18 protein-coding genes are annotated in these 19,524 nt (G+C 68.4%); 15 read left to right on the forward strand and 3 right to left on the reverse strand.

The window, feature by feature from the left end; translation table 11 throughout:
* Positions 1-12: 12 nt before the first annotated feature.
* A complete protein-coding gene (locus DSM104299_RS10230) occupies positions 13-873 on the reverse strand; it encodes an HpcH/HpaI aldolase family protein (protein ID WP_272477198.1) in 861 nt (286 codons plus the stop codon).
* Positions 874-1,027: 154 nt separating this feature from the next.
* Between DSM104299_RS10230 and DSM104299_RS10235 the strand changes: the two genes are divergently transcribed.
* The 7 genes from DSM104299_RS10235 (at position 1,028) to DSM104299_RS10265 (ending at position 8,412) form a co-directional block, all read left to right on the forward strand.
* On the forward strand, positions 1,028-2,284 hold the full coding sequence (locus DSM104299_RS10235) for an acyl-CoA dehydrogenase family protein (RefSeq protein WP_272477199.1): 1,257 nt from the start codon (positions 1,028-1,030) through the stop codon (positions 2,282-2,284).
* A gap of 116 nt (positions 2,285-2,400) precedes the next feature.
* Positions 2,401-2,883, forward strand: coding sequence for a PNPOx family protein (locus tag DSM104299_RS10240; RefSeq protein ID WP_272477200.1), 483 nt, complete (start codon positions 2,401-2,403; stop codon positions 2,881-2,883).
* 41 nt (positions 2,884-2,924) lie between these two features.
* Positions 2,925-3,980: a type 2 isopentenyl-diphosphate Delta-isomerase gene (gene fni, locus DSM104299_RS10245; RefSeq protein ID WP_272477201.1), complete on the forward strand. Its 1,056-nt coding sequence runs from the start codon at positions 2,925-2,927 to the stop codon at positions 3,978-3,980.
* Positions 3,977-4,567: a UbiX family flavin prenyltransferase gene (locus DSM104299_RS10250; protein WP_349294500.1), complete on the forward strand. Its 591-nt coding sequence runs from the start codon at positions 3,977-3,979 to the stop codon at positions 4,565-4,567. The genes fni and DSM104299_RS10250 overlap by 4 nt, the downstream gene beginning before the upstream one ends.
* Positions 4,560-6,215: a tetratricopeptide repeat protein gene (locus DSM104299_RS10255; protein WP_272477203.1), complete on the forward strand. Its 1,656-nt coding sequence runs from the start codon at positions 4,560-4,562 to the stop codon at positions 6,213-6,215. The genes DSM104299_RS10250 and DSM104299_RS10255 overlap by 8 nt, the downstream gene beginning before the upstream one ends.
* Before the next feature lie 39 nt (positions 6,216-6,254).
* Positions 6,255-7,223, forward strand: coding sequence for a PDR/VanB family oxidoreductase (locus tag DSM104299_RS10260; protein WP_272477204.1), 969 nt, complete (start codon positions 6,255-6,257; stop codon positions 7,221-7,223).
* A gap of 4 nt (positions 7,224-7,227) precedes the next feature.
* Positions 7,228-8,412, forward strand: coding sequence for a molybdopterin molybdotransferase MoeA (locus tag DSM104299_RS10265; RefSeq protein ID WP_272477205.1), 1,185 nt, complete (start codon positions 7,228-7,230; stop codon positions 8,410-8,412).
* Between the two features lie 24 nt (positions 8,413-8,436).
* Here the strand turns inward: DSM104299_RS10265 and DSM104299_RS10270 are convergent, their stop codons facing one another.
* Positions 8,437-9,387 carry a LysR family transcriptional regulator gene (locus tag DSM104299_RS10270; protein WP_272477206.1) on the reverse strand — a complete coding sequence of 317 codons (951 nt, stop codon included), beginning with the start codon at positions 9,385-9,387 and terminating at the stop codon, positions 8,437-8,439.
* Positions 9,388-9,513: 126 nt separating this feature from the next.
* Here DSM104299_RS10270 and DSM104299_RS10275 point away from each other — a divergent pair, with 126 nt between their 5' ends.
* Both DSM104299_RS10275 and DSM104299_RS10280 read left to right on the forward strand, forming a co-directional pair.
* Positions 9,514-11,034, forward strand: coding sequence for a UbiD family decarboxylase (locus DSM104299_RS10275; protein WP_272477207.1), 1,521 nt, complete (start codon positions 9,514-9,516; stop codon positions 11,032-11,034).
* Between the two features lie 63 nt (positions 11,035-11,097).
* The gene (locus tag DSM104299_RS10280; RefSeq protein ID WP_272477208.1) at positions 11,098-12,636 is read left to right on the forward strand and encodes a 4-hydroxyphenylacetate 3-hydroxylase N-terminal domain-containing protein; all 1,539 of its coding nucleotides are present in this window, start codon (positions 11,098-11,100) and stop codon (positions 12,634-12,636) included.
* A gap of 94 nt (positions 12,637-12,730) precedes the next feature.
* Here DSM104299_RS10280 and DSM104299_RS10285 read toward each other — a convergent pair whose 3' ends face one another.
* Complete coding sequence (locus DSM104299_RS10285) at positions 12,731-13,078, reverse strand: hypothetical protein (RefSeq protein ID WP_272477209.1); 348 nt, start codon at positions 13,076-13,078, stop codon at positions 12,731-12,733.
* Between DSM104299_RS10285 and DSM104299_RS10290 the strand changes: the two genes are divergently transcribed.
* Genes DSM104299_RS10290 through DSM104299_RS10315 form a run of 6 tightly spaced genes read left to right on the forward strand, consistent with a single transcriptional unit; the run spans position 13,062 to position 19,497 of the window.
* The gene (locus tag DSM104299_RS10290; protein WP_272477210.1) at positions 13,062-13,907 is read left to right on the forward strand and encodes an ABC transporter substrate binding protein; all 846 of its coding nucleotides are present in this window, start codon (positions 13,062-13,064) and stop codon (positions 13,905-13,907) included. The genes DSM104299_RS10285 and DSM104299_RS10290 overlap by 17 nt on opposite strands.
* Positions 13,908-13,922: 15 nt before the next feature.
* Positions 13,923-14,882, forward strand: coding sequence for an ABC transporter permease (locus DSM104299_RS10295; RefSeq protein WP_272477211.1), 960 nt, complete (start codon positions 13,923-13,925; stop codon positions 14,880-14,882).
* On the forward strand, positions 14,875-15,684 hold the full coding sequence (locus DSM104299_RS10300; protein WP_272477212.1) for an ABC transporter ATP-binding protein: 810 nt from the start codon (positions 14,875-14,877) through the stop codon (positions 15,682-15,684). The genes DSM104299_RS10295 and DSM104299_RS10300 overlap by 8 nt, the downstream gene beginning before the upstream one ends.
* Before the next feature lie 33 nt (positions 15,685-15,717).
* A complete protein-coding gene (locus DSM104299_RS10305; protein ID WP_272477213.1) occupies positions 15,718-18,039 on the forward strand; it encodes a molybdopterin-dependent oxidoreductase in 2,322 nt (773 codons plus the stop codon).
* Entirely contained in the window at positions 18,036-19,139 is a 1,104-nt protein-coding gene (locus DSM104299_RS10310; RefSeq protein WP_272477214.1) for an amidohydrolase family protein, read from the forward strand. Before DSM104299_RS10305 ends, DSM104299_RS10310 begins: the two co-directional genes overlap by 4 nt.
* A gap of 13 nt (positions 19,140-19,152) precedes the next feature.
* Complete coding sequence (locus tag DSM104299_RS10315; RefSeq protein ID WP_272477215.1) at positions 19,153-19,497, forward strand: Rieske (2Fe-2S) protein; 345 nt, start codon at positions 19,153-19,155, stop codon at positions 19,495-19,497.
* Positions 19,498-19,524 lie beyond the last annotated feature (27 nt).

The following is a 19,524-nucleotide window of genomic DNA, read 5'->3' on the forward strand; positions in this document are numbered from 1 at the left end:
GGGGAATGTCCATCACCCCTGAGTCGCACCGTTCGCCGGCGCTTGCCGCACGTCTCCGAGCGCGATGGCGGCCGCCCGGGTGAGCCACATCATGTCCGAGCCGAGGAAGACCAGGTTCACGCCGCTCGCGTGCCAGCGCACGGCGTCCTCCGGCGTGGCCGCGAACATGCCGGTGAGCCGGCCGGCCTCGCGCGCGCGGGCCAGCACGTCGACGATGGCGTCCCGCAGCTCGGGGCTGCGGGGATCCTCGATGCCGAGCGAGCTGGCGAGGTCACCGGGCCCCACGAAGACGAGGTCCACGCCGTCGACCGCGACAAGCTCGTCCAGCTCCTCGAGCGCCTGACGCGTCTCGACCATGATCGCGAGGAGCAACTCGTCGTTGGCTCGGCGCTGGTAGCCCGGGATGTCCGTGCCGTGAGCCGCGGCCCGCGACGGGCCCAGGCCGCGCAGCCCGACCGGGGGGAGGCGGGCGGCCTGCACCGCCGCCATCGCCTCGGCCGCGCTGCTCACGCGCGGCACGACAACGCCCTGTGCGCCCGCGTCCAGCGCACAGGCGATCGCCGACGGGTCGTTGCCCGCCACGCGCACGAGCGCCGCGGCCGGCGTGTGCTCGACCGCGGAGACGAGCCGCTCGATCGTCTCCGGGCCCATCGCCGTGTGCTCGCCCTCCACACACAGCGTGTCGAACCCGAGTCGACCGAGGCTCTCGCACACGGCGGGATCTCGCAAGTGCACGAACATGCCCGTCAACTTCTCACCGGCACGCATCCGCGCCCGAATGCCACCAACAATGTCCATGCGACGGACGCTACACCTATTGTCAACGGTACACCCCACTGGCATGTCGATGATGACTTTGCGAGGTTCTTCCATTGGTGCAGCACGGCGTGCCGCCCTCGTCGAGCCATCAACAGAACGGATGGCCCGCGCGAAACTTCGATTGGACGGGGTACCGGCGCGAACCTACGCTACGGCCACTACGCGAGCTGTTCGCTGAGGTGCACGATCGAGTGGCCTGAGAACGCCCATGAGCCCTTCAGTGCGCGGCTGTCCGGCACGCGGCGACGCCACGCCGCGCCATTCGACGCACGAGGTGACGATGACTTCAGACCAGACACTGGCCGACCGAGAGCCGGTAAGCAGCGACCAGATCCTCGCCAACGCGATCGCTCTCGGGCCGTTCGTCCGGAAGAACGTCGAGGAGATCGAAGGCGCCCGCACGCTCACCGCACCGATGGTGAAGGCGATGCACGACGCCGGCATCTTCCGCATGTCGATGCCGAGCGCGTGGGGTGGCCCCGAGCTCGATCCGCTGCGCCAGTTCGAGGTGATCGAAGCGCTCTCCGTGGCGGATGGATCGGTCGGCTGGTGCGCGTACATCAACTCGACGGGTGGGTACTTCACGTCGTTCCTGGAGGCCGACGTCGCGCGGGCGATGTACCCGAGCCTCGACATCCCGACCGGCGGCCAGCACACGCCGGTGGGTCGTGCCGAGGTCGTGGACGGCGGCTACCGAATCAACGGCCGCTGGACGTTCGGCAGCGGGGTGAAGCACAGCGGGTGGATGGCCTGCGGCTGCATCGCGACGCGGGACGGCGAGCCGGTTCTCATGGAGGACGGCAAGCCACAGCGCCTGTCGGCGTTCGCCTCGGCTGACCAGCTGGACGTGATCGAGACGTGGAACTCGATGGGGCTGCGCGGCACCGGCAGCCATGACTACACGGTCACCGACCTGTTCGTGCCGACGGAGCGGACCTTCGACCTGTACAGCTCGCCCGTTCTGCGAACGACTCCGCTGTTTCAGCTGCGCACGATGTTCCTCTTCAACCATGCGGCGGTAGCCCTCGGCATCGCTCGCAACGCGGTGGACTCGTTCGCCGAGCTCACGCTCTCCAAGCGCACGAACTGGGGGCCGATGCACGAGCAGGACTACGCGCGCTCCGCGCTGGCGCGGGCGGACGGTGTGGTGCGCTCAGCTCGCGCGTACTGCATGGAGACGCTCGAGGACATCTACGGCACCCTCACCTTCGGCGGTGAGCTGAGCGTGGATCAGCGCGCGGGGTTCAGGCTGGCGATCACGCACGCCCACCGCGCCGCGGTGGAGGCGGTCGACGGAGTCTTCGCCGCCGCTGGCACGACTGCGGCGGTGAGGCTCCCGAGCGTGCTCGAGCGCTGCTTCCGCGACGTGCACGTGGCCAACCAGCACCTGATCGCGTCACCGAAGAGCTACAGCGAGATCGGCGGGATGCTGTTGGGTGCGGTTCCCGACGATCCCAACTACTGAGTCGATCGGCGCTCTCAATGATGAAGATACGAGATCATGCCCTGAGCTCCGGAGTGGCGGCCGTGAAGCCGCGCCGGCAGCGACTCGTCGTCGTGAAGAGGGCCTGAGGGCTCACCGTGGCCAAGTCGATCGGTCCCGAGGTCCCCGCGGCGCTGGCCGAGCTCCTGGCGGACGACGAGCGTGCGCTCGGGATCATCCTCGCGCTGATCAGCGTCGACCGGCGCGGGTTCCCACACGTGGCCCTCGTGAGTCCCGGCGAGATCGCGCAGGTGGATGAGCGACGACTGCGCGTGGCGCTGCGCGTCGACGGGCGCGCCGTGGAGAACCTGCGCGCGCGCCCGGCGGCGACGCTCGTCATGGTCGAGCCTGCGGGCTGCGCCTACCTGCTTCTGCGCGCGCGCGACCTGGAGCGCCGCCTTGCGCCCGCGCCGACCCTTCCCTTCTCCACGACCGTCGTCGAGCTGGAGCTGGAGGAGACGCGGATCGACGCGGAGGCGGGCGCCACGGTCGTCACGGGTGCCCGGTACGCCAGGGCGCTCGGCCGCGATGCGGAGCTGGCGGCGTGGCGAGCCACTCGGGAGGCGCTGTGCCGCGACTGACACCGGCTGTCGACGCACCATCGCCGACCTCCGCGCGCAAGTTGCAGCACCTCGAGTTCGCGCTCGCGGATGCACAGACGCAGCGGCCGTCGCCCTGGAGCGACATCGAGCTCGTGCATTGCGCGCTGCCCGAGCTGGCGCTGGACGACGTCCACCTCGGCGTCACCGCCCTGGGCGCTCAGCTTGCGGCGCCGGTGGTCATCGCCGGCATGACCGGAGGCCATCCGCGCGCCGAGGAGCTCAACCGGCGCTTGGCTCGCGCCGCCCAGCGCCACGGCGTGGCCATGGGGGTCGGGAGCCAGCGCGCGGCGCTCGAGCGGCCGGAGCTCGCCGCGACCTACTCCGTCGCGCGAGAGGCGGCGCCCGACACCGTGCTGATCGCGAACCTCGGCATCGGCCAGGTGCTCCAGGCAGGCCCGGACGCGGAGCGCATGCTGCGGGCCTGCGTGGAGATGATCGATGCCGACGCGATCGCGGTGCACCTCAACGCCACCGAGGAGGTCGTGCAACCTGAAGGCGACCACGACTTCGCCGGCGCGACGGCCGCTCTGGCGGCTGCCGCGCGCGCGCTGCACCCGCTGCCGGTGATCGCCAAGGAGACCGGCAGCGGATTGGCCCCGGGCGTCGTCGACCGGCTCGTCGAGGCTGGGATGAGCGCGCTCGACGTCGGCGGGCGGGGCGGCACGAGCTTCGCCGCCATCGAGGGCGCCCGCGCCGCGCAGATCGGCGACGACGTGCGCGCGCGCCTGGGCGATCTACTGGCCGACTGGGGCATTCCGACGCCGGTCACCACGGCGACGGCAGCCCGCGGGGGCGTTCCCGTGATCGCCGCCGGCGGGGTGCGCACCGGCGTGGATGCCGCCAAGGCGCTCGCCCTCGGAGCCACCATGGTGGGGGTCGGACAGCCGGTGCTGCAGGCCGCGGTTGAGGACCCGCACGGAGCGGAGCGCTGGTTGGAGGGGTTCCTCTTCGAGCTGCGCGCCACGATGTTCCTCACCGGCTCCTGCGATGTCGCGGCGCTGCGCCGTGCGCCCCGCGTCGTGCTCGGAGCCACGCGCCAGTGGCTCGATCAGCTCGAGGCGGCGGAAGGACGATGATGGACACTCCCGAACGGTTCATCGTCGGGATCTCGGGCTCGACCGGCGCGGTCTACGGCGTGCGGCTGCTGGAGATCCTGAGCGAGCGCTTCCCCGAGATCGAAACGCATGCGATCGTGAGTCACGGCGCACGAGCGACGATCGAATACGAGCTCGGGCGGTCGGCCGAAGACGTGCTGGCGATGGCCTCCGTGGTGCATGACGACAACAACCTGGGCGCTGCGATCGCCAGCGGCACGTTCATCACCCGCGGCATGGTGGTCGCACCCTGTTCGATCAAGACGCTGGGCGCGTTGGCCACGTGCCGCAACGACAACCTCATCACGCGAGCGGGGGACGTGTGCCTCAAGGAGCGCCGGCGTCTGGTGCTCGTCGTGCGCGAGACGCCGCTGCACCTCGGTCATCTTCGGCTCATGACGACCGTGACGGAGTCCGGGGCGGTCGTGCTGCCGCCTTCGCCCGCGTTCTACCACCGGCCGCACACGATCGCCGATCTGGTCGATCACACCGTCGTGAAGATCCTCGACGTCTTCGGCCTGCACGTCTCCGATCTCATCGATCGCTGGGAGGGGCTCGACCATGACTGATGAAGCTGGAACAGGCGCGCAGCACAGGAGCAGCGCCATGAACTGTTGCGAGCAGGGCACGGAGACCAACGCCGCGCCGGGTGGCCTGCTCACCTGGCCCGTCACCACGTCGTCACCCGAGGCCCAGAGCGCCTTCGATCGGGGCATGGCGCTGGTGTACTCCTTCAACCACCCCGCCGCGGACCGCGAGTTCCGCGCCGCAGCGGAGCACGATGCCGGATGTGCGATGGCTTGGTGGGGGATCGCACACGTCAAGGGCCCCCACATCAACATCCCGTCGGTGCCGCCGGCGCACGCACGTATCGCGTGTGAGGCGCTTGCCCGTGCACGAGCCCTTGCCGTCGACGCGACCCCGCTGGAAGCGGCGATGATCGAAGCGGAGAGCAGCCGCTTCGACGAGTCGGACTTCGCGGCGCCCAGACCTCCGCTGGAGGAGGCATACGCGCAGGCGATGCGCGCGTTGTGGCGCCGGTACCCAAGCCATCCGGACATCGGCGCGATGTTCGCCGAGTCGCTGCTCAACCTGCATCCTTGGGATCGTTGGACCATCGACGGCGAGCCGATGTACGACACACCGGAGTCGATGGCGACGCTCGAGCGGGTGTTGGAGATGGAGCCCTCACACCCTGGGGCCAATCACTACTACGTCCACACCATGGAGTCCTCGCCCTACCCCGAGAGGGCGCTCGCGGCGGCAGATCGACTGCGTGCCGGTCTCCCTTGCACCGCTCTGCGGACGGAGTCCGCACATCTGATGCACATGGCATCGCACATCGACAACCGCCTCGGGCGCTGGGCGGACGGCATGCGGCAGAACCAGGCGGCGATCGCCGCCGACAAGACGTTCTTGAGCACCGCTGGTGACGTCGGGACCTACGGTCTCTACGTCGTGCACTGCCATCACGTCCTGGCCTATGGCGCGATGATGCGCGGCCAGCGCGAGGCCGCGCTGGCGGCGAGTCGGGCGATGATCGCCGACCTCCCGGAGGGCCTGCTCGAGCAGGTCGCCCCGTTCGTCGACGGGTTCGTGACCTTGCCGATGAAGGTCATGATGCGCTTCGGCATGTGGGAGCAGATGCTCGAGGAGCCGGAGGCACTGGAGATCCTCCCTGTCTCCCGCGTCTTCCGGCTCGCGATGCGTGCCACGGCGCTCACCGTGCTCGACCGCCTACCCGAAGCACAACTCGAGCGCGCGGCCTTCCGGCGCGCCGCCGCCGCGTTGCCCGAGCGCACGCTCGTCGGGCGCAACCCGGCCGCGCTCGTCTTCGGCATCGCCGACAAGGTGCTGAAGGGTGAGATCGCGGCTCAGGAAGAGCGATTCGACGTGGCGATCACCTCCCTGGAGGAGGCTGTCGATCTTGAGTCACGACTCCGCTGGGCGGAGCCGCCCGACTGGATCCAACCGGTCAGGCACACGCTCGGTGCGGTGTTGATGCGGGCCGGAGAGCACGCCCGGGCCGAGCAGGCGTATCGGGAGGATCTGCAGCGTTACCCGGAGAACGTGTGGTCGCTGGTCGGGTTGTCGCGCGCCCTGCAGCTGCTGGGCCGTGGTGATGAAGCTGACCGCTGCGCGACGCGGTCGAAGGCCGCCCAGGAGGCAGCAGACGTGACGATCGAGACCACATGCTTCTGTCAGCCGCCTGTGTGACGGACGCATAAGATGAGAGACCCTGAGCAGTCTGTCTCGTTGTACACGGAGCGCGCGAGCGATCAGCCAGAGGTGCACGAGGTTCGAGTCGAGGACGTGACGGAGGCGGCAGAGGGCGTGCTGTCGATCACGCTCCGCGCCGAAGAGCGCCGAACGCTCCCGGCGTGGACTCCGGGAGCACACATCGACGTCTTCTTGGCCAACGGTCTCGAGCGCCAGTACTCGCTGTGCGGTGATCCGGACGACAGGGAGCGTTGGCGGATCGGCGTCCTTCGCGAGCCCGAGAGCCGCGGCGGGTCGGAGTTCATCCATGCGTCGGTGGGTGCCGGGGACCGTCTGCGCGTCCGCGGTCCGCGCAACAACTTCCCTCTCGTCGCCGCGCATCGGTATGTCCTCGTCGCCGGAGGAATCGGGGTCACCCCGCTGCTGGCCATGGTCAAGGAGCTCGAGAAGCAGCAGGCGGAATGGCGTCTGCTGTACGGAGGACGCCGGCGCGACTCGATGGCGTTCTTGGGCGAGCTGCAGGAGTACGGCGAGCGAGTGGCGGTGCGGCCTGAGGAGGAACATGGGCTCCTCGATCTCGACGCGTGGCTGCTCCCACCCCAGACCGATACCGCGGTGTACTGCTGCGGCCCCGAGCCGTTGGTGCAGGCGGTCGAGTCGCGATGCGAGCGATGGGACCCGGGAAGCCTGCACGTCGAGCGTTTCCGTCCGCGTCCGGGTGCGCTGGACGGAGCCATGGAGACGTTCGAGGTGGTACTCGAGAAGTCTGGGTTGACGATCTGCGTCGGCGCCGACCAGACGATCGTCGAGGCCGCGGAGCTGGCTGGGGTGGAGGTCGACACGTCGTGCCGAGAGGGCACGTGCGGCACCTGCGAGACCGTGGTGCTCGACGGGATCCCGGACCATCGTGACTCCTGCCTCATGGACGAGGAGAAGGCGACCAACACCATTATGATGGTGTGCTGCTCACGCTCGCGCAGCCCCCGGCTGGTGCTCGACCTCTGAGCAAGTGATCTCCTACGACGAAGCGACGTCGGCGATGCTCGCGCTGGCACGGCCCCTCGGGACGGAGCGCATCGACATCGACCGTGCGATCGGGCGCCGCCTCGCCGGCCCGCTGCGTGCGGCGGTGGACGCACCGCGCTGCCCGATCGCGGCGGTCGACGGGTACGCGATCGCCTCGGGGGCGAGAGGAGAGGGCCCGATGGTGCTGCGCGTCGTCGGCAGCTCGGCTCCGGGCTCGAAGCCGAGCGCGGACGTCACGGACGGGGAAGCGATCCGCATCCTCACCGGCGCGCCGGTGCCGGAAGGCGCCGAGTGGGTGGTCATGCAGGAGGACGTGTGCCGCCACCGGGACTCGATCGTCATCTCGCGGACTCCTGAGCGACGGCACATCCGGGAGCAAGCGTCTGACTTCCGGCAGGGCGATGAGCTCCTGCAGACGGGACGCCTTCTCGACGCCCGTGCCCTCGTCGTCGCGGCAGCGGCCGATCAAGCCGCCGTCGAGGTGTTCCGGCGCCCACGCGTCAGCATCGTGGCCACCGGCAGCGAGCTCGTGAGTCCGGGGACGGCCGCCCGTTCGCGTCTGGCCGTGCCTGACAGCGTGTCGCTCGGCGTGGCCGCGCTGGCGGGGTGTTGGGATGGCGATGTCGTCGACCGGCGCAGGCTCCCGGACGATCTTGCCCGTCTGACCGCGGCCGCCGGCGATGCCCTGGGCGGGGCCGAGGTGGTGGTCGTGACCGGCGGCGCGTCCGTCGGCGACGTCGACCTCGCGAAGCCGATGTTCGTACCGCACGGATTGCGGCTCGTGTTCGCGAAGATCGCCAGCAAGCCCGGCAAGCCGGTTTGGATGGGACGAGCGCGGCGACGCATCGTGGTCGGACTTCCCGGCAACCCCAGCTCGGCGCTCGTGATGGCCCGGCTCTTCCTGGCGCCCTTGCTTCACGGGCTGGCCGGAGGCGATCCCTTCGCGGCGTTGCGCTGGAGACCGGCCCTGCTCCACTCGCCGCTGCCGGCTCCCGGACCGTGGGACAGGTTCCATCGTGGCCGCATGGTCGGCGATTCGGTGTGTGCGCTGCCCAACCAGAGCTCGGGCAGCCAGCAGGCGCTGGCCGCGGCGGACGTGCTGATCCGCCTTCGCGCGCACGCCCCTGCCGTTCCCGCGGGCGGACAGGTCGAGGTACTGGACTTCTGAGCCTGGCCGGCAGGCGACGCCGCCCTAGTCGAGTGCGTGCTGTTCTGAGTTCTCGGAGGTGAACAGCGGCACCTCGTCACCTGCTGCAGGCTTTCGCTCGTCGCCGTACACGATGGTCGGGTCGAGGAACCAGGCGCATGGGCCGGTTGGCTCTCCGGTGTCGTCACGCCGTAGCGCGACAACATGCCGGGAAATGGAGTCGACCGTCTCGATGTCGCGACGCACGAGGCGTCCGGCCTGAAGCTCGGCATCGACAGCGGTCAGGGGCAGGAGCGCGAGGCCGAGCATGTGCACCACCATGCTCTTGGCCGCGTCGATGCTGTCCAGCTCGGTGATGGCGTCCGGCTCGACGCCGGCTCGCGCGAGGATCCGGCCGATCTCGTCCTCGAAGTTGGGAAGCATGATGATCGGCTCCGTGGCGAGGTCGTGGAGCTGGAGGACCGATCGTTGGGCGGCCGGATGGTCGGGGGCGAGCACGAGCACGAGCTCGTCGCGGTAGAGCGGCACGCTCGCGAGCTGTGGGTGGGTCGTGTCGCAGCCGAGCCCGAGCTGTGCGTCCCCGTTGAGCACGAGGCGGATGACGTCGGCGGGATCGCAGGTGCGCAGCGTGATCCGGACCGAGGGCCAGCGCCGCCTGAACCTCCACAGCATTGGTGGCAGCACGTACGTCGAGAGTGCCGGTGGGGTCGCGAGGGTGAGGTGCTCGGTCGTGCCGTCGTGGAGTCGAGCCACGTGTTGACGACCCGCCGCAAGCGTGTCCAGCGCTTGCTGGGCGTAGGGCAGGAACACCTCACCCGCGTCTGTCAGCCGGACGCCGCGAGCGGTGCGCACGAGGAGCTGCGTGCCGAGTTCAGTCTCAAGGCTCTTTATCCGCGCGGTCAAGGCGGGCTGAGAGATGTACAGCGCCTGAGCTGCGCGCGACACACTGCCGATGCGTGCCGCCTCGACAAAGCCCTCGATTCGATCGAAGACCATCTTGCGCGATTTATAGCACGCGCTACGAGCCATCAAAAGAACGGATGGCACGCGTGAAAGTTCGATTGGACGGGTTACCGGCGCGAACCTACGCTACGGCCACTACGCGAATCCAAGGAGAGATGGATGGATGCGGAAGCGGCGGTAGCCACGCCGGAGAGGGGTCGGCTCGCAGGCTTTGACCTGCGGATGTGGATCGAGGAGCTGCGGAGGCTCGGCGAGCTCAGCGTCGTTCAAGGAGCGGACGCGGACCTCGAGGTCGGTGCGATCACCGACCTCAATGCCAAGATCCACGGGCCTGCTCTCCTGTTCGTCGACATCGGTGGGCACGAGGGACAGGGCCAGCTGCTGACGTGCACGCTGTCGCGGGCTGCGCGCCTTGCGTCCGCCCTCGGCTTCGACCCGGGCATCGACGATCAGGCGCTGGTGGAGGAGCTTCGCGGCCGCCCTCGGCAGTGGCGCGAGGCCGCTCCGCGGTTTGAGCCCGTCGTCGTGACCGATGCGCCGATGTTCCAGAATCGGCTGTCGGGGACGGAGATCGACATGCGTCGTTTTCCCGCTCCGTTGTGGCATGAGGGCGATGGAGGGCGCTATCTCGGAACGGGCGGATCCATGATCACGCGCGATCCCGAGACCGGCATCGTCAACTGTGGCACTTATCGCATCTGCGTCCACGACGAGCGCCGTCTGGGCGTGTGTATCGAACCGTATAACCATGGTGCGATTCACCTGCAGAAATATCGTGAGCGGGGCGAGCCGTGCCCGGTCGCCATCACCTTCGGACACGGACCGCTCGTCTACATCGCGTCCTCGATGCCGCTCCCGTACGGCGTCTGCGAGCTCAACGTGATGGGCGCCATGGCAGAGGCGCCCATCGATGTCATCGAAGGGGAGCTGACCGGCCTGCCGATCCCGGCGTCGTCTGAGCTGGTGATCGAGGGTTGGATCAACCCTGGCGACGTCGACTTCGAGGGCCCGTTTGGTGAGTTCACCGGGTACTTCGCCGGCGGACGCGAGAAGAACCCTGTGATCCAGGTCGAGCGCGTCTACTTCCGTGACGACCCGATCGTCTACGGGTCGCTCACCGGCAAGCCGCCGTTCGACCACTCCTACTGGCGCTGTGCGATCGAGTCCTCGATGCTCGTCGACGAGCTCGCCGACGCCGGGATCCCCGACGTCAAGGGCGCCTGGAAGCACGAGGCGGGCTCCGCGAACTTCTTCACCGTCGTGGCGATCAAGCAGCGGTACGCCGGCCACGCGCAACAGGTCGGCGTGGCTTCGGCGCTCGTCGCCGGAGGCGCCTCGATGGGGCGCTACGTCGTCGTCGTCGACGAGGACGTCGACGTCATGGATCTCGACGAGGTCGTCTGGTGCCTGTCGACGCGGACCGATCCCGCGCGGAGCATCCAGGTGCTCCGCGACACCCCGACGAACCCCATCGACCCGATGCTCGAGGACGCCGAGGCGTCGTGGACGGGATCGCGCGCCGTGATCAACGCCTGTCGTCCCTTCCACCGGCTCGACACGTTCAGCAAGGTCGTGAGCGTGAGCCCGGAGCTCGCCCAGCGCGTCCGTGCTCAGTGGGGCCGGCAGCTCGGGTGGCCGATGACGACGGCCGACATGTCGCGCAGCGACGAGCCGTCATGACCCGCGACGGCATCGCTGTCCTGCGACGCGCACCCCGGCTCAGGCGGCTTGAGGGTCACACCCATGATCATCGACGAATGGAGCATCGTGGCTGAGTCACGAACGGAGCTTCCGTACGCGGAACGTGTCGCGACGGTGCTCGCCGGACAGAGCGAGCCGCATCTGCTGACCGGTGAGCAATACCTCGAGACGCTTGCCGACGGTCGTCGTCTCATCGCACCGGACGGGACGGAGATCGAGAACGTCGCCGCCCATCCGGTGACGAGTGCCGCGGCGAGCACCTTCGCCGCGATCATGGACCAGCAGTTCGATCCACGGCTGCGCGAGGTCGTGACCTACGTCGATCCCGAGACCAACCGGCGCAAGAGCCGGGGTTGGCAGGTGCCGACGACTCGGCAGCACCTGTTCGCACGGCGCGAGCAGATCGGCGTCACGACGCGTCAGACGCTCGGGTTCTTCGGTCGCCCGCCCGACTACGGCCCCGCGCTGGCGCTGGGCTTCCTCGCGATCATCGACCGGGTGGAGAGCGAGAGCCCGGAGTTCGCGGAGAACATCCGCCGGTTCGTGCAGACCGCGGGCGAGCGCAACCTGCTGAGCACGGACCTCATCGGTGACAACCAGAGCGATCATCGCGTGCCGCGCAACGACCGGCCGTCGACGCTTCGGGTGGTGGAGGAGCGATCCGACGGGATCGTGCTGCGCGGAAGCAAGAGCGCGGGCAGCTCCGGACCGTTGGCGCACATGTTCACGCTCACCACGAAGCTGGGTGAAGGACTCGGTCCCGAGGGAGCCATCTGGGCGGTCGTCCCCGTCAACAGCGACGGACTGTCGCTCGTCATGCGGGAACCGACGGTTTCGAGTGGTGCGTCGCGCGAAGACCATCCACTGAACGTCAACGGCGAGGAGATGGATCAGATCGTCATCTTCGACGATGTCTTCCTGCCGCGGGAGTGCGTGTTCAACGTCGGGAACCTCGACCTCCTCCAGTTGCATCTCGACATCTGCGTGTTCGCCATGTGGCACATCCTCACGCGGCTGTCATACCGAGCGCAGATCTTCGCGGGGACCGCACAGGTGATCACCGAGATCCTGGGCCGAGAGAACGTTCCTGGTGTTCGCCGCGCCGTTGCCGACATCCAGTTGTACGCCGAGACGCTGAAGGCCTTCTCGATCGCGGCGATCACCGAGAGCCAGTCGTGGAACGGTGTCGAAGTCCCGAACCCCGGCATCGTCTCGGCCGGCCGCTTGCACTCGATCACGAACTACGAACGAGTCGTCTATCTGCTTCAGGACCTGTGTGGTCAGGGACTGATCTCCAGGTGGCCGGAGAAGGTCTGGGACCATCCGGAGTTCGGCCCAAGACTCGAAGCGTTCCTCCCGGGGGTTGGCGTCACGGCACGGGAGAAGAACAGGTTCTTCAACTTCGTCTATGACCTGACCGCGAGCGCCAACGCCCAACGCGTGGCGTTGTTCGAGAACGTCAACGCAGCGCCACCGGCCGCGGTCGCCGAGCTCGTGTACCGCAACCCGGAACGCGCGAAGTGGGCGCGCGTCGTTCGGGAGTTCGCCGGCATCCCTGCGGAGTCAGGAGCGAGAACGTGATGGACCGCGATCAGTCGTGACGTGAGAACCATGCGGCGATGCATGGACGCGGGGCATCAGATGGTTCCGGCGGCTCGTCCGCTGGGAAGACTGATCAGACCAACCCGCGATGCAACGTGACCCGTGCGGCTGGCCAAGGATGGTCAGCGGCGGCTCCTAGGGCCGGGACTCGGCCGTGATTTGAGCAAGCGTTGCGGCGCTCGATGCCGCGCGCGATCAAGACCGTAGCGGAGGAAGAGATGAACTTGTCAAGTGGGTTGAGGCGTTGGGCGGCGCCGGTCATGGGCGTGGTCGCTGCCGGATGTCTGTGCGGGTCGATGGCTGCCTGCGGCAGCAGCGGAACCGACGACAGCGCGGCATCGACGCAGAACAGCAGCGGCGGCAATCCCAAGTCGGCTCGGATCAGCGTGATCAAGGCGGCCGACGTGCCGATCTTCGACACCTACGTGAAGGCGTTCAAGGTGGGCTTCGCGCGAGAGGCGGGCCTGGCGCCGGACCAGCTCCACATGGACGTCAAGAGCGCGCAGGGCGATGTCAACCTCCTCCAGAACCTGGCGCGAAACGCCGCACGCGACAGCAGCTACAACGCGTTCGAGGTGATCGGCACCTCGGGGGTGATCGGGTTGGCGAAGCTCGAGAAGACACGTCCGATCATCGGGATCGGGATGACCGATCCCGTCGGGGCCGGTGTGGCCAAGACGCTCGAGCGCCCGGGCGCGAACGTGACCGGGACGACATCGAGCATCCCCACGCCGTTCGTCGTGAAGTTCCTGGAAGGCATGAACCCCAAGCCGAAGACCATCGGAACCATCGGCGACCCGTCCTATGAGTCGTTCGCCGCCTTCGCGGACCGGTTCCGCGCAGCGCTCCCGCCGACCGGCATGAAGCTGGTCGAGGCCGGCGCCGCCGGCCCGGGCGACGTGGCCACGGCAGCGCGGTCGCTCGTCGATCGGGTCGACGTCATCGTGCTCGGCACCGACATCCTCACGACCGGCACGGGCCTGCCCGCGATCGCCGCGCAGGCGAAGGCACACAACGTGCCGCTCATCATCGCCGCGCCCGTCGATCCGCACACGCAGGGCGCGACCGCGGTCCTGGCGCCGTCCAACGAGCAGCTCGGAGAGATCGGGGGCAAGCAGGCGGCACGGATCTTCCTCGGCAAGGCCAAGGCCGCGACGACGCCGTTCTACGCCATCCCGCCGCACGCCACGGTGGACCAGGCGGCAGCGAAGACGCTCGGCGTGAGCTTCAGCCCCGCGACGTTCGGCTGATTGGGGGCGTGGCACATGAACACGAGTAGTCTGCTGACCGACACGCTTGTCACCGGTCTGCCGTTCGTGCCGCTGGTGATGGGCGTGTACCTGGTCTTCCGCATCCGCAACGACTTCGACCTCACCGTCGATGGGTCGTTCGCGATGGGTGGCGCGGTGACGGGGACGGCGCTGCTCGCCGGCGACGGCGTCGGTGGGTCGATGCTGCTCGCCGTGCTCGCCGCCGGCGCGGCCGGTCTGTTCACCGCCGGTCTGCACATCCTGCTGCGCGTGCCGGTCATCCTGGCGGGCCTGGTCACGTCGATCGGGCTGTACAGCGTCAACCTGCACATCATGCACGACCAGCCGGCGCTGTCGTTGACCTCGGTCAACACGCTGTTCAGCGGGTTCGCCGGCCTGTCGAGCGCGGCCGCAGACCGCGCGACCGTGCTCGTGACCCTGGCGTTCGCGCTCGCCGTGCTGGTGGCCATGGGGGTGTTCCTGCGTACCGAGATCGGACTCGCCCTTCGCATCTCGGGGGTCAACGCGCCCTTGGCGCGCAGCCAGGGCGTGAACGACCGCGCACTGCTGGCCCTGAGCCTGTTCATCGCCAACGCGCTGGCTGGGCTCAGTGGGGCGATCCTGGTGCAGGAGCAGGGCTTCGCGGACGTGAACATGGGTGTTGGATCGATGCTCCTGGGCGTCGGTGCGTTCCTCCTCGGCGAGCTGGTGACGCGGCCGGGCGGCTCGCAGCTCGTGCGGGCGATGGCAGCGGTCTTCATCGGGGCGCTCCTGTACCGGTTCATCCTGGTCTTCGCGCTGGAGGCGGGTCTCGCGGCGACCGACCTGAAGCTCGCCACCGCCCTCACGCTGATCATGGCGTTCGTGCTTCAGCGCGGGGTGCAGGCGGGGCTCGATTGGCGCGTCAGGCAGCGAGGTCGCGAGCTTCGCATGGCCCGAAGTGAGGCGCGAACCGAAGGACGCGCCCATGCTTGAGCTTCGCGACATCCACCTCGTGTACAACGCGGGGACGAGCAGTGAGGTCGAGGCGCTCAAGGGTCTTTCGCTCAGCATCCCTGCGGAAGAGTTCGTGACGGTGGTCGGATCCAACGGCGCGGGCAAGAGCTCGCTCGTGCAGATCATCTCCGGCGCGGCCTCGCCCTCAGCTGGGCGCGTCCTGATCAACGGCACCGACGTCACCGGCCAGCGGGAGTTCCGCCGAGCGCGGTCGATCGCGCGTGTGTTCGACAATCCGCACGCGGGAACGGCGACCGACCTCAGCATCGAGGACAACATGGCGCTCGCGTTGGCGCGCGGCCGTCGCCGCAACCTGGGCTTTGCGGTCAACAGCCGGCGACGGAAGCTGATGTCCGAGCGGCTGGCGATGCTGGGTCTGGGACTCGACTCGCGGCTGGCCACACGAGTCGCCCTGCTGTCGGCTGGCCAACGCCAGAGCCTGACGATGGTCATGGCAGGTTTGACTCAGCCCGAGGTGCTCCTGCTCGACGAGCACCTCGCAGCGCTCGACCCGAGGACTCAGGCCAAGGTGCTCGACCTGACCGTGGCCGTGGCGCGCGAGCTGCGCTGCACGACGATCATGATCACGCACAACATGGAGCACGCGATCGCGGTCGGCGACCGTCTCATCGTGATGAGCCACGGTCAGGTGCAGGCCGAGTTCGCGGGGGAGGAGAAGCGCAGCTTGACGCCCCGTACGTTGATCCAGCACATCATCGAGGCAGGCGACGTCGTGACCGACCGCATGGCGCTCGCGGGCATCGAGGGTGTTGGCGGGTGATGTGTGCTGCTGACATGAAGCGAGCTCGGCGTCGTGCTGTCGCATAGCTCACACTGGGGCGTGTTCGCTGCCGAGGACGGTCCGGATGGTCTCGTCCTGGAGTCGGCACCCTCCGATCCGGACCCGTCGCCGATCCTCGGGAACTTCCCGGGGGCGATCCGGCACCCAGCTCGTATCGCCCGGCCAGCCGTACGCGAAGGTGTGCTGGTCGACGGGCCGGGCGCCACTCGCAGGCGTGGCCTGGAGCGGTTCGTCGAGGTCTCCTGGGACCAGGCGCTCGAGATCGTCGCTGCCGCACTCCGTGAGCGGTACGGCAGCAGCGACGGAGGCAACTCGGTCTTCGGCGGATCCTACGGATGGGCATCGGCGGGGCGTTTTCATCACGCACAGAGCCAGATCCATCGGTTTCTCAACGTGCTGGGCGGCTATGTGCGTTCGGTCAACACGTACAGCTCGGCCGCCGCCGACGTCATCCTGCCGCACGTCGTCGACCAGAAGGACCGAGTCATCGACAGCGTTCTGTGGGCGGATGTGGTCGAAGAGTGCGAGCTGGTCGTGGCTTTCGGGGGCATGGCGCTCAAGAACACCGCCGTGGGTCCTGGCGGAATCAGCCGGCACCTCGTGAAGGACCACATGTTGGCCGCGCGCGAGCGGGGCTGTGAGTTCATCAGCGTCAGCCCGCTCGAGGACGACATGCCCGAGGCGCTCGGCGCCGATTGGATCAGCATCCGACCGGGGACCGACGTGGCGCTCATGCTGGGTCTCGCGCACACCCTGATCACTCATGACCTGGTCGACGAGACGTTCGTCGCTCGGTGCACGGTCGGCTATGAGCGGCTCAGGGACTACGTGCTCGGGCACAGCGACGGCGTGCCGAAGACGCCGGGCTGGGCCGCGGAGCTGACGGGCATCTCCGGCGAGGCCATCGAGCGTCTGGCGATGCTCATGGCGAGTCGGCGAACGCTGGTGACGGTGAGCCATTCGCTCCAGCGGGCCGAGCACGGCGAGCAACCGGTCTGGATGGGCGTGGCGCTGTCGGCGCTGCTCGGTGACTTCGGGCGGCGCGGATGCGGGTTCGCGTACGCGCTGGGGGCGATGGGGCACATCGGTGGCCCGCGACTCGAGGTGGAGCTTCCGAGCTTGCCCCAGGGCACCAACGGCGTCGACGCGTACATCCCGGTCGCACGTATCGCGGACATGCTGCTGAAGCCCGGTGAGCAGTTCGACTACAACGGCCACCGGTTGCGCTACCCCGACGTGCGCCTGGTGTACTGGGCCGGGGGCAATCCCTTTCACCACCATCAGGACCTCAACCGGTTGCGGGAGGCCCTCGCCCGCCCTGACCTGATCGTGGTCCACGAGTCGTTCTGGACGGCGACGGCGCGACACGCGGACGTCGTGCTTCCGGTGACGACGACGCTCGAGCGAGAGGATCTCGGCGGCTCTTCCAGCGACGAGCAGGTCATCGCGATGCACCGGGTGGTCCAACCGGTGGGAGAGGCTCGCGACGACTACGAGATCTTCGGCGATCTGGCCCGTCGGCTGGACGTCGAGGAGGCGTTCACCGAGGGCCGCGATGCGCGGGAGTGGGTCGCGCATCTGTACGAGGAGCTGCGGAGCCGGGCGCGGTCCCACGACCTGGCGCTCCCCGCCTTCGACCGGTTCTGGGAGACGGGTGCGGTGTCGCTGCCGGTCAGCGCGCAAGCACCTGATCGGTACGCCCGCTTCAGAGCGGACCCCGCCGGGTTCCCCCTCTCGACGCCCAGCGGGCGTATCGAGCTCTACAGCGAGGCGATCGCCGGGTTCGGCTATGAGGACTGTCCGCCGCACCCGGCGTGGCGAGAGCCGCTGGAAGGCGCGCGCTCGCCCCTGGCGGACCGGTTTCCCCTTCAGCTGGTCTCCAACCAGCCGGCTTCGCGGCTGCACAGCCAGCTCGATGTGGGCGAGACGAGCATGGCGACGAAGATCGCCGGACGCGAGCCGGTGCGGATGCATCCGACGGACGCGGCGGCGCGCGGGGTCGGTGACGGCGATGTCGTGCGCATCTACAACGACCGCGGCGCCTGCCTGGCTGGGGCGATCCTCGATCTGCGGGTACGGCCCGGGGTCGTTCAACTGGCGACTGGTGCTTGGCACAGTCCGGATGTCTTGGACAACACGCTGTGCGTGCACGGCAATCCAAATGTCTTGACGCGAGACGCGGGGACCTCGAGGCTCGCGCAGGGATGTACCGGGCAGCTCACGCTGGTCGAGCTCGAACCCCACCAGGGTCCGCTACCGGTGGTCACGGCGCACGTGCCGCCGGAGCTCGTCCACTGCGCTGACGGCATGGCTACAGGAAGGGATGTTGTATGAGTACGGTTGAGAACCCGGGCAGCGCGGCTGGGGCTGGCCCAGAAGCGACGAGCACGCGCGTCGTCGACGTCGACGTGCACGAGGGCTACACGTCGGTGCGGGACCTCGTGCCCTACCTTCCCGACAAGTGGAAGAAGTTCATCACGGAGTACCGGTGGAACGGTCCTCCGAACCCCCTTCCCTATGGAGTCCCGTCGCCCGGCGGCGGGACGCGCATGGACTGGGTGCCGCCGGAGGGGACGCCCATGGGCTCGGACATCGACGCGCTGCGCCGACAGCTCTTCGACGGCGAAGGGGTCTCCGTCGCCATCCTGAACGGTGACTTCCGCATCTCGACGCTCCAGGGGTGGTATGAGTTCGCGGTCGCCGCCGCGTCCGCGTACAACGACTGGCAGATCGCGCACTGGCTCGAGCCTGAGCCTCGGCTTCGGGGGTCCATCCACGTCGTCGCGCATGATCCGGCGAGCGCCGCCCGTGAGATCGATCGCCTCGGAGGCCACCCGCAGATCGCGCAGGTGTTCCTGCCGGCGGTGAACGATCGTGAGTATGGGGATCCGAGGTATCGCCCCATCTTCGAGGCCGCGGTGCGCAACAACCTTCCGGTCACGCTTCACCATTCGGGATTCACCCGCACCGCCATCGGCTACCCGCGCTATTTCATGGAATGGCATGTCGCGGCGATCCCGCAGACCATGATGTGTCAGATGGCGAGCCTGATCTGCAATGGTGTGTTCGACGCCCTCCCGACGCTCAAGGTCGTCATGCTGGAGACCGGCATCACCTGGATCCCGCACTTCATGTGGCGTATGGACCTGCACTATCGCGAGCTGCGCAGCGAGATCCCGTGGGTGAAGCGTCTGCCCAGCGAGATCCTGCGCGAGAGCCTTGCGGTGGGCACGCAGCCGATCGAGGACCTGACCAAGGCCGAGTTCATGCAGCTCTTGGATCAGATGGGAACCGATCGCATGCTGATGTTCGCGACGGACTATCCCCACTGGGACGCTGACTCGCCGACCAGGGGCCTGCCTCCAGGAGTGCCTGATGAGATCAGGCACAACATCCTGTCGGGCAATGCCGACCGCGTTTTCTCCCTTACCTAGACCGGAACTGCGCATGAGATACGTTGTCTGTCAGAAAGACGATGTCGCCCCCGGCGAGATGCGGTCGGTGATGTTGGGCGGCCAGATCCGCGTGGTCTTGATCAGGGATCGACGGGGCAACTACCGCGCGCTCCGCGACGCCTGCTCCCATCAGGGTGCGCTGCTGTCGGCGGGCCGCCTGGAGGCCATGGTGACCGACGGCTATGAGCCGGCGGTCGAGCAGGACGTGGTTCGTTGCCCTTGGCATGGCTTCGAGTTCGATGTCGAGAGCGGCCGCTGTCCGGCCGACCCCAACAAGGCTCGGGTGAAGTCGTATGCCGTCGAGGTCGACGGAGACGACGTGGTGATCGTGCGATGACTGGAGTGACCCGCCGGCGGCGCTGGT

The sequence above is a fragment of the Baekduia alba genome (assembly GCF_028416635.1).
Classification (GTDB): Bacteria; Actinomycetota; Thermoleophilia; order Solirubrobacterales; family Solirubrobacteraceae; genus Baekduia; species Baekduia alba.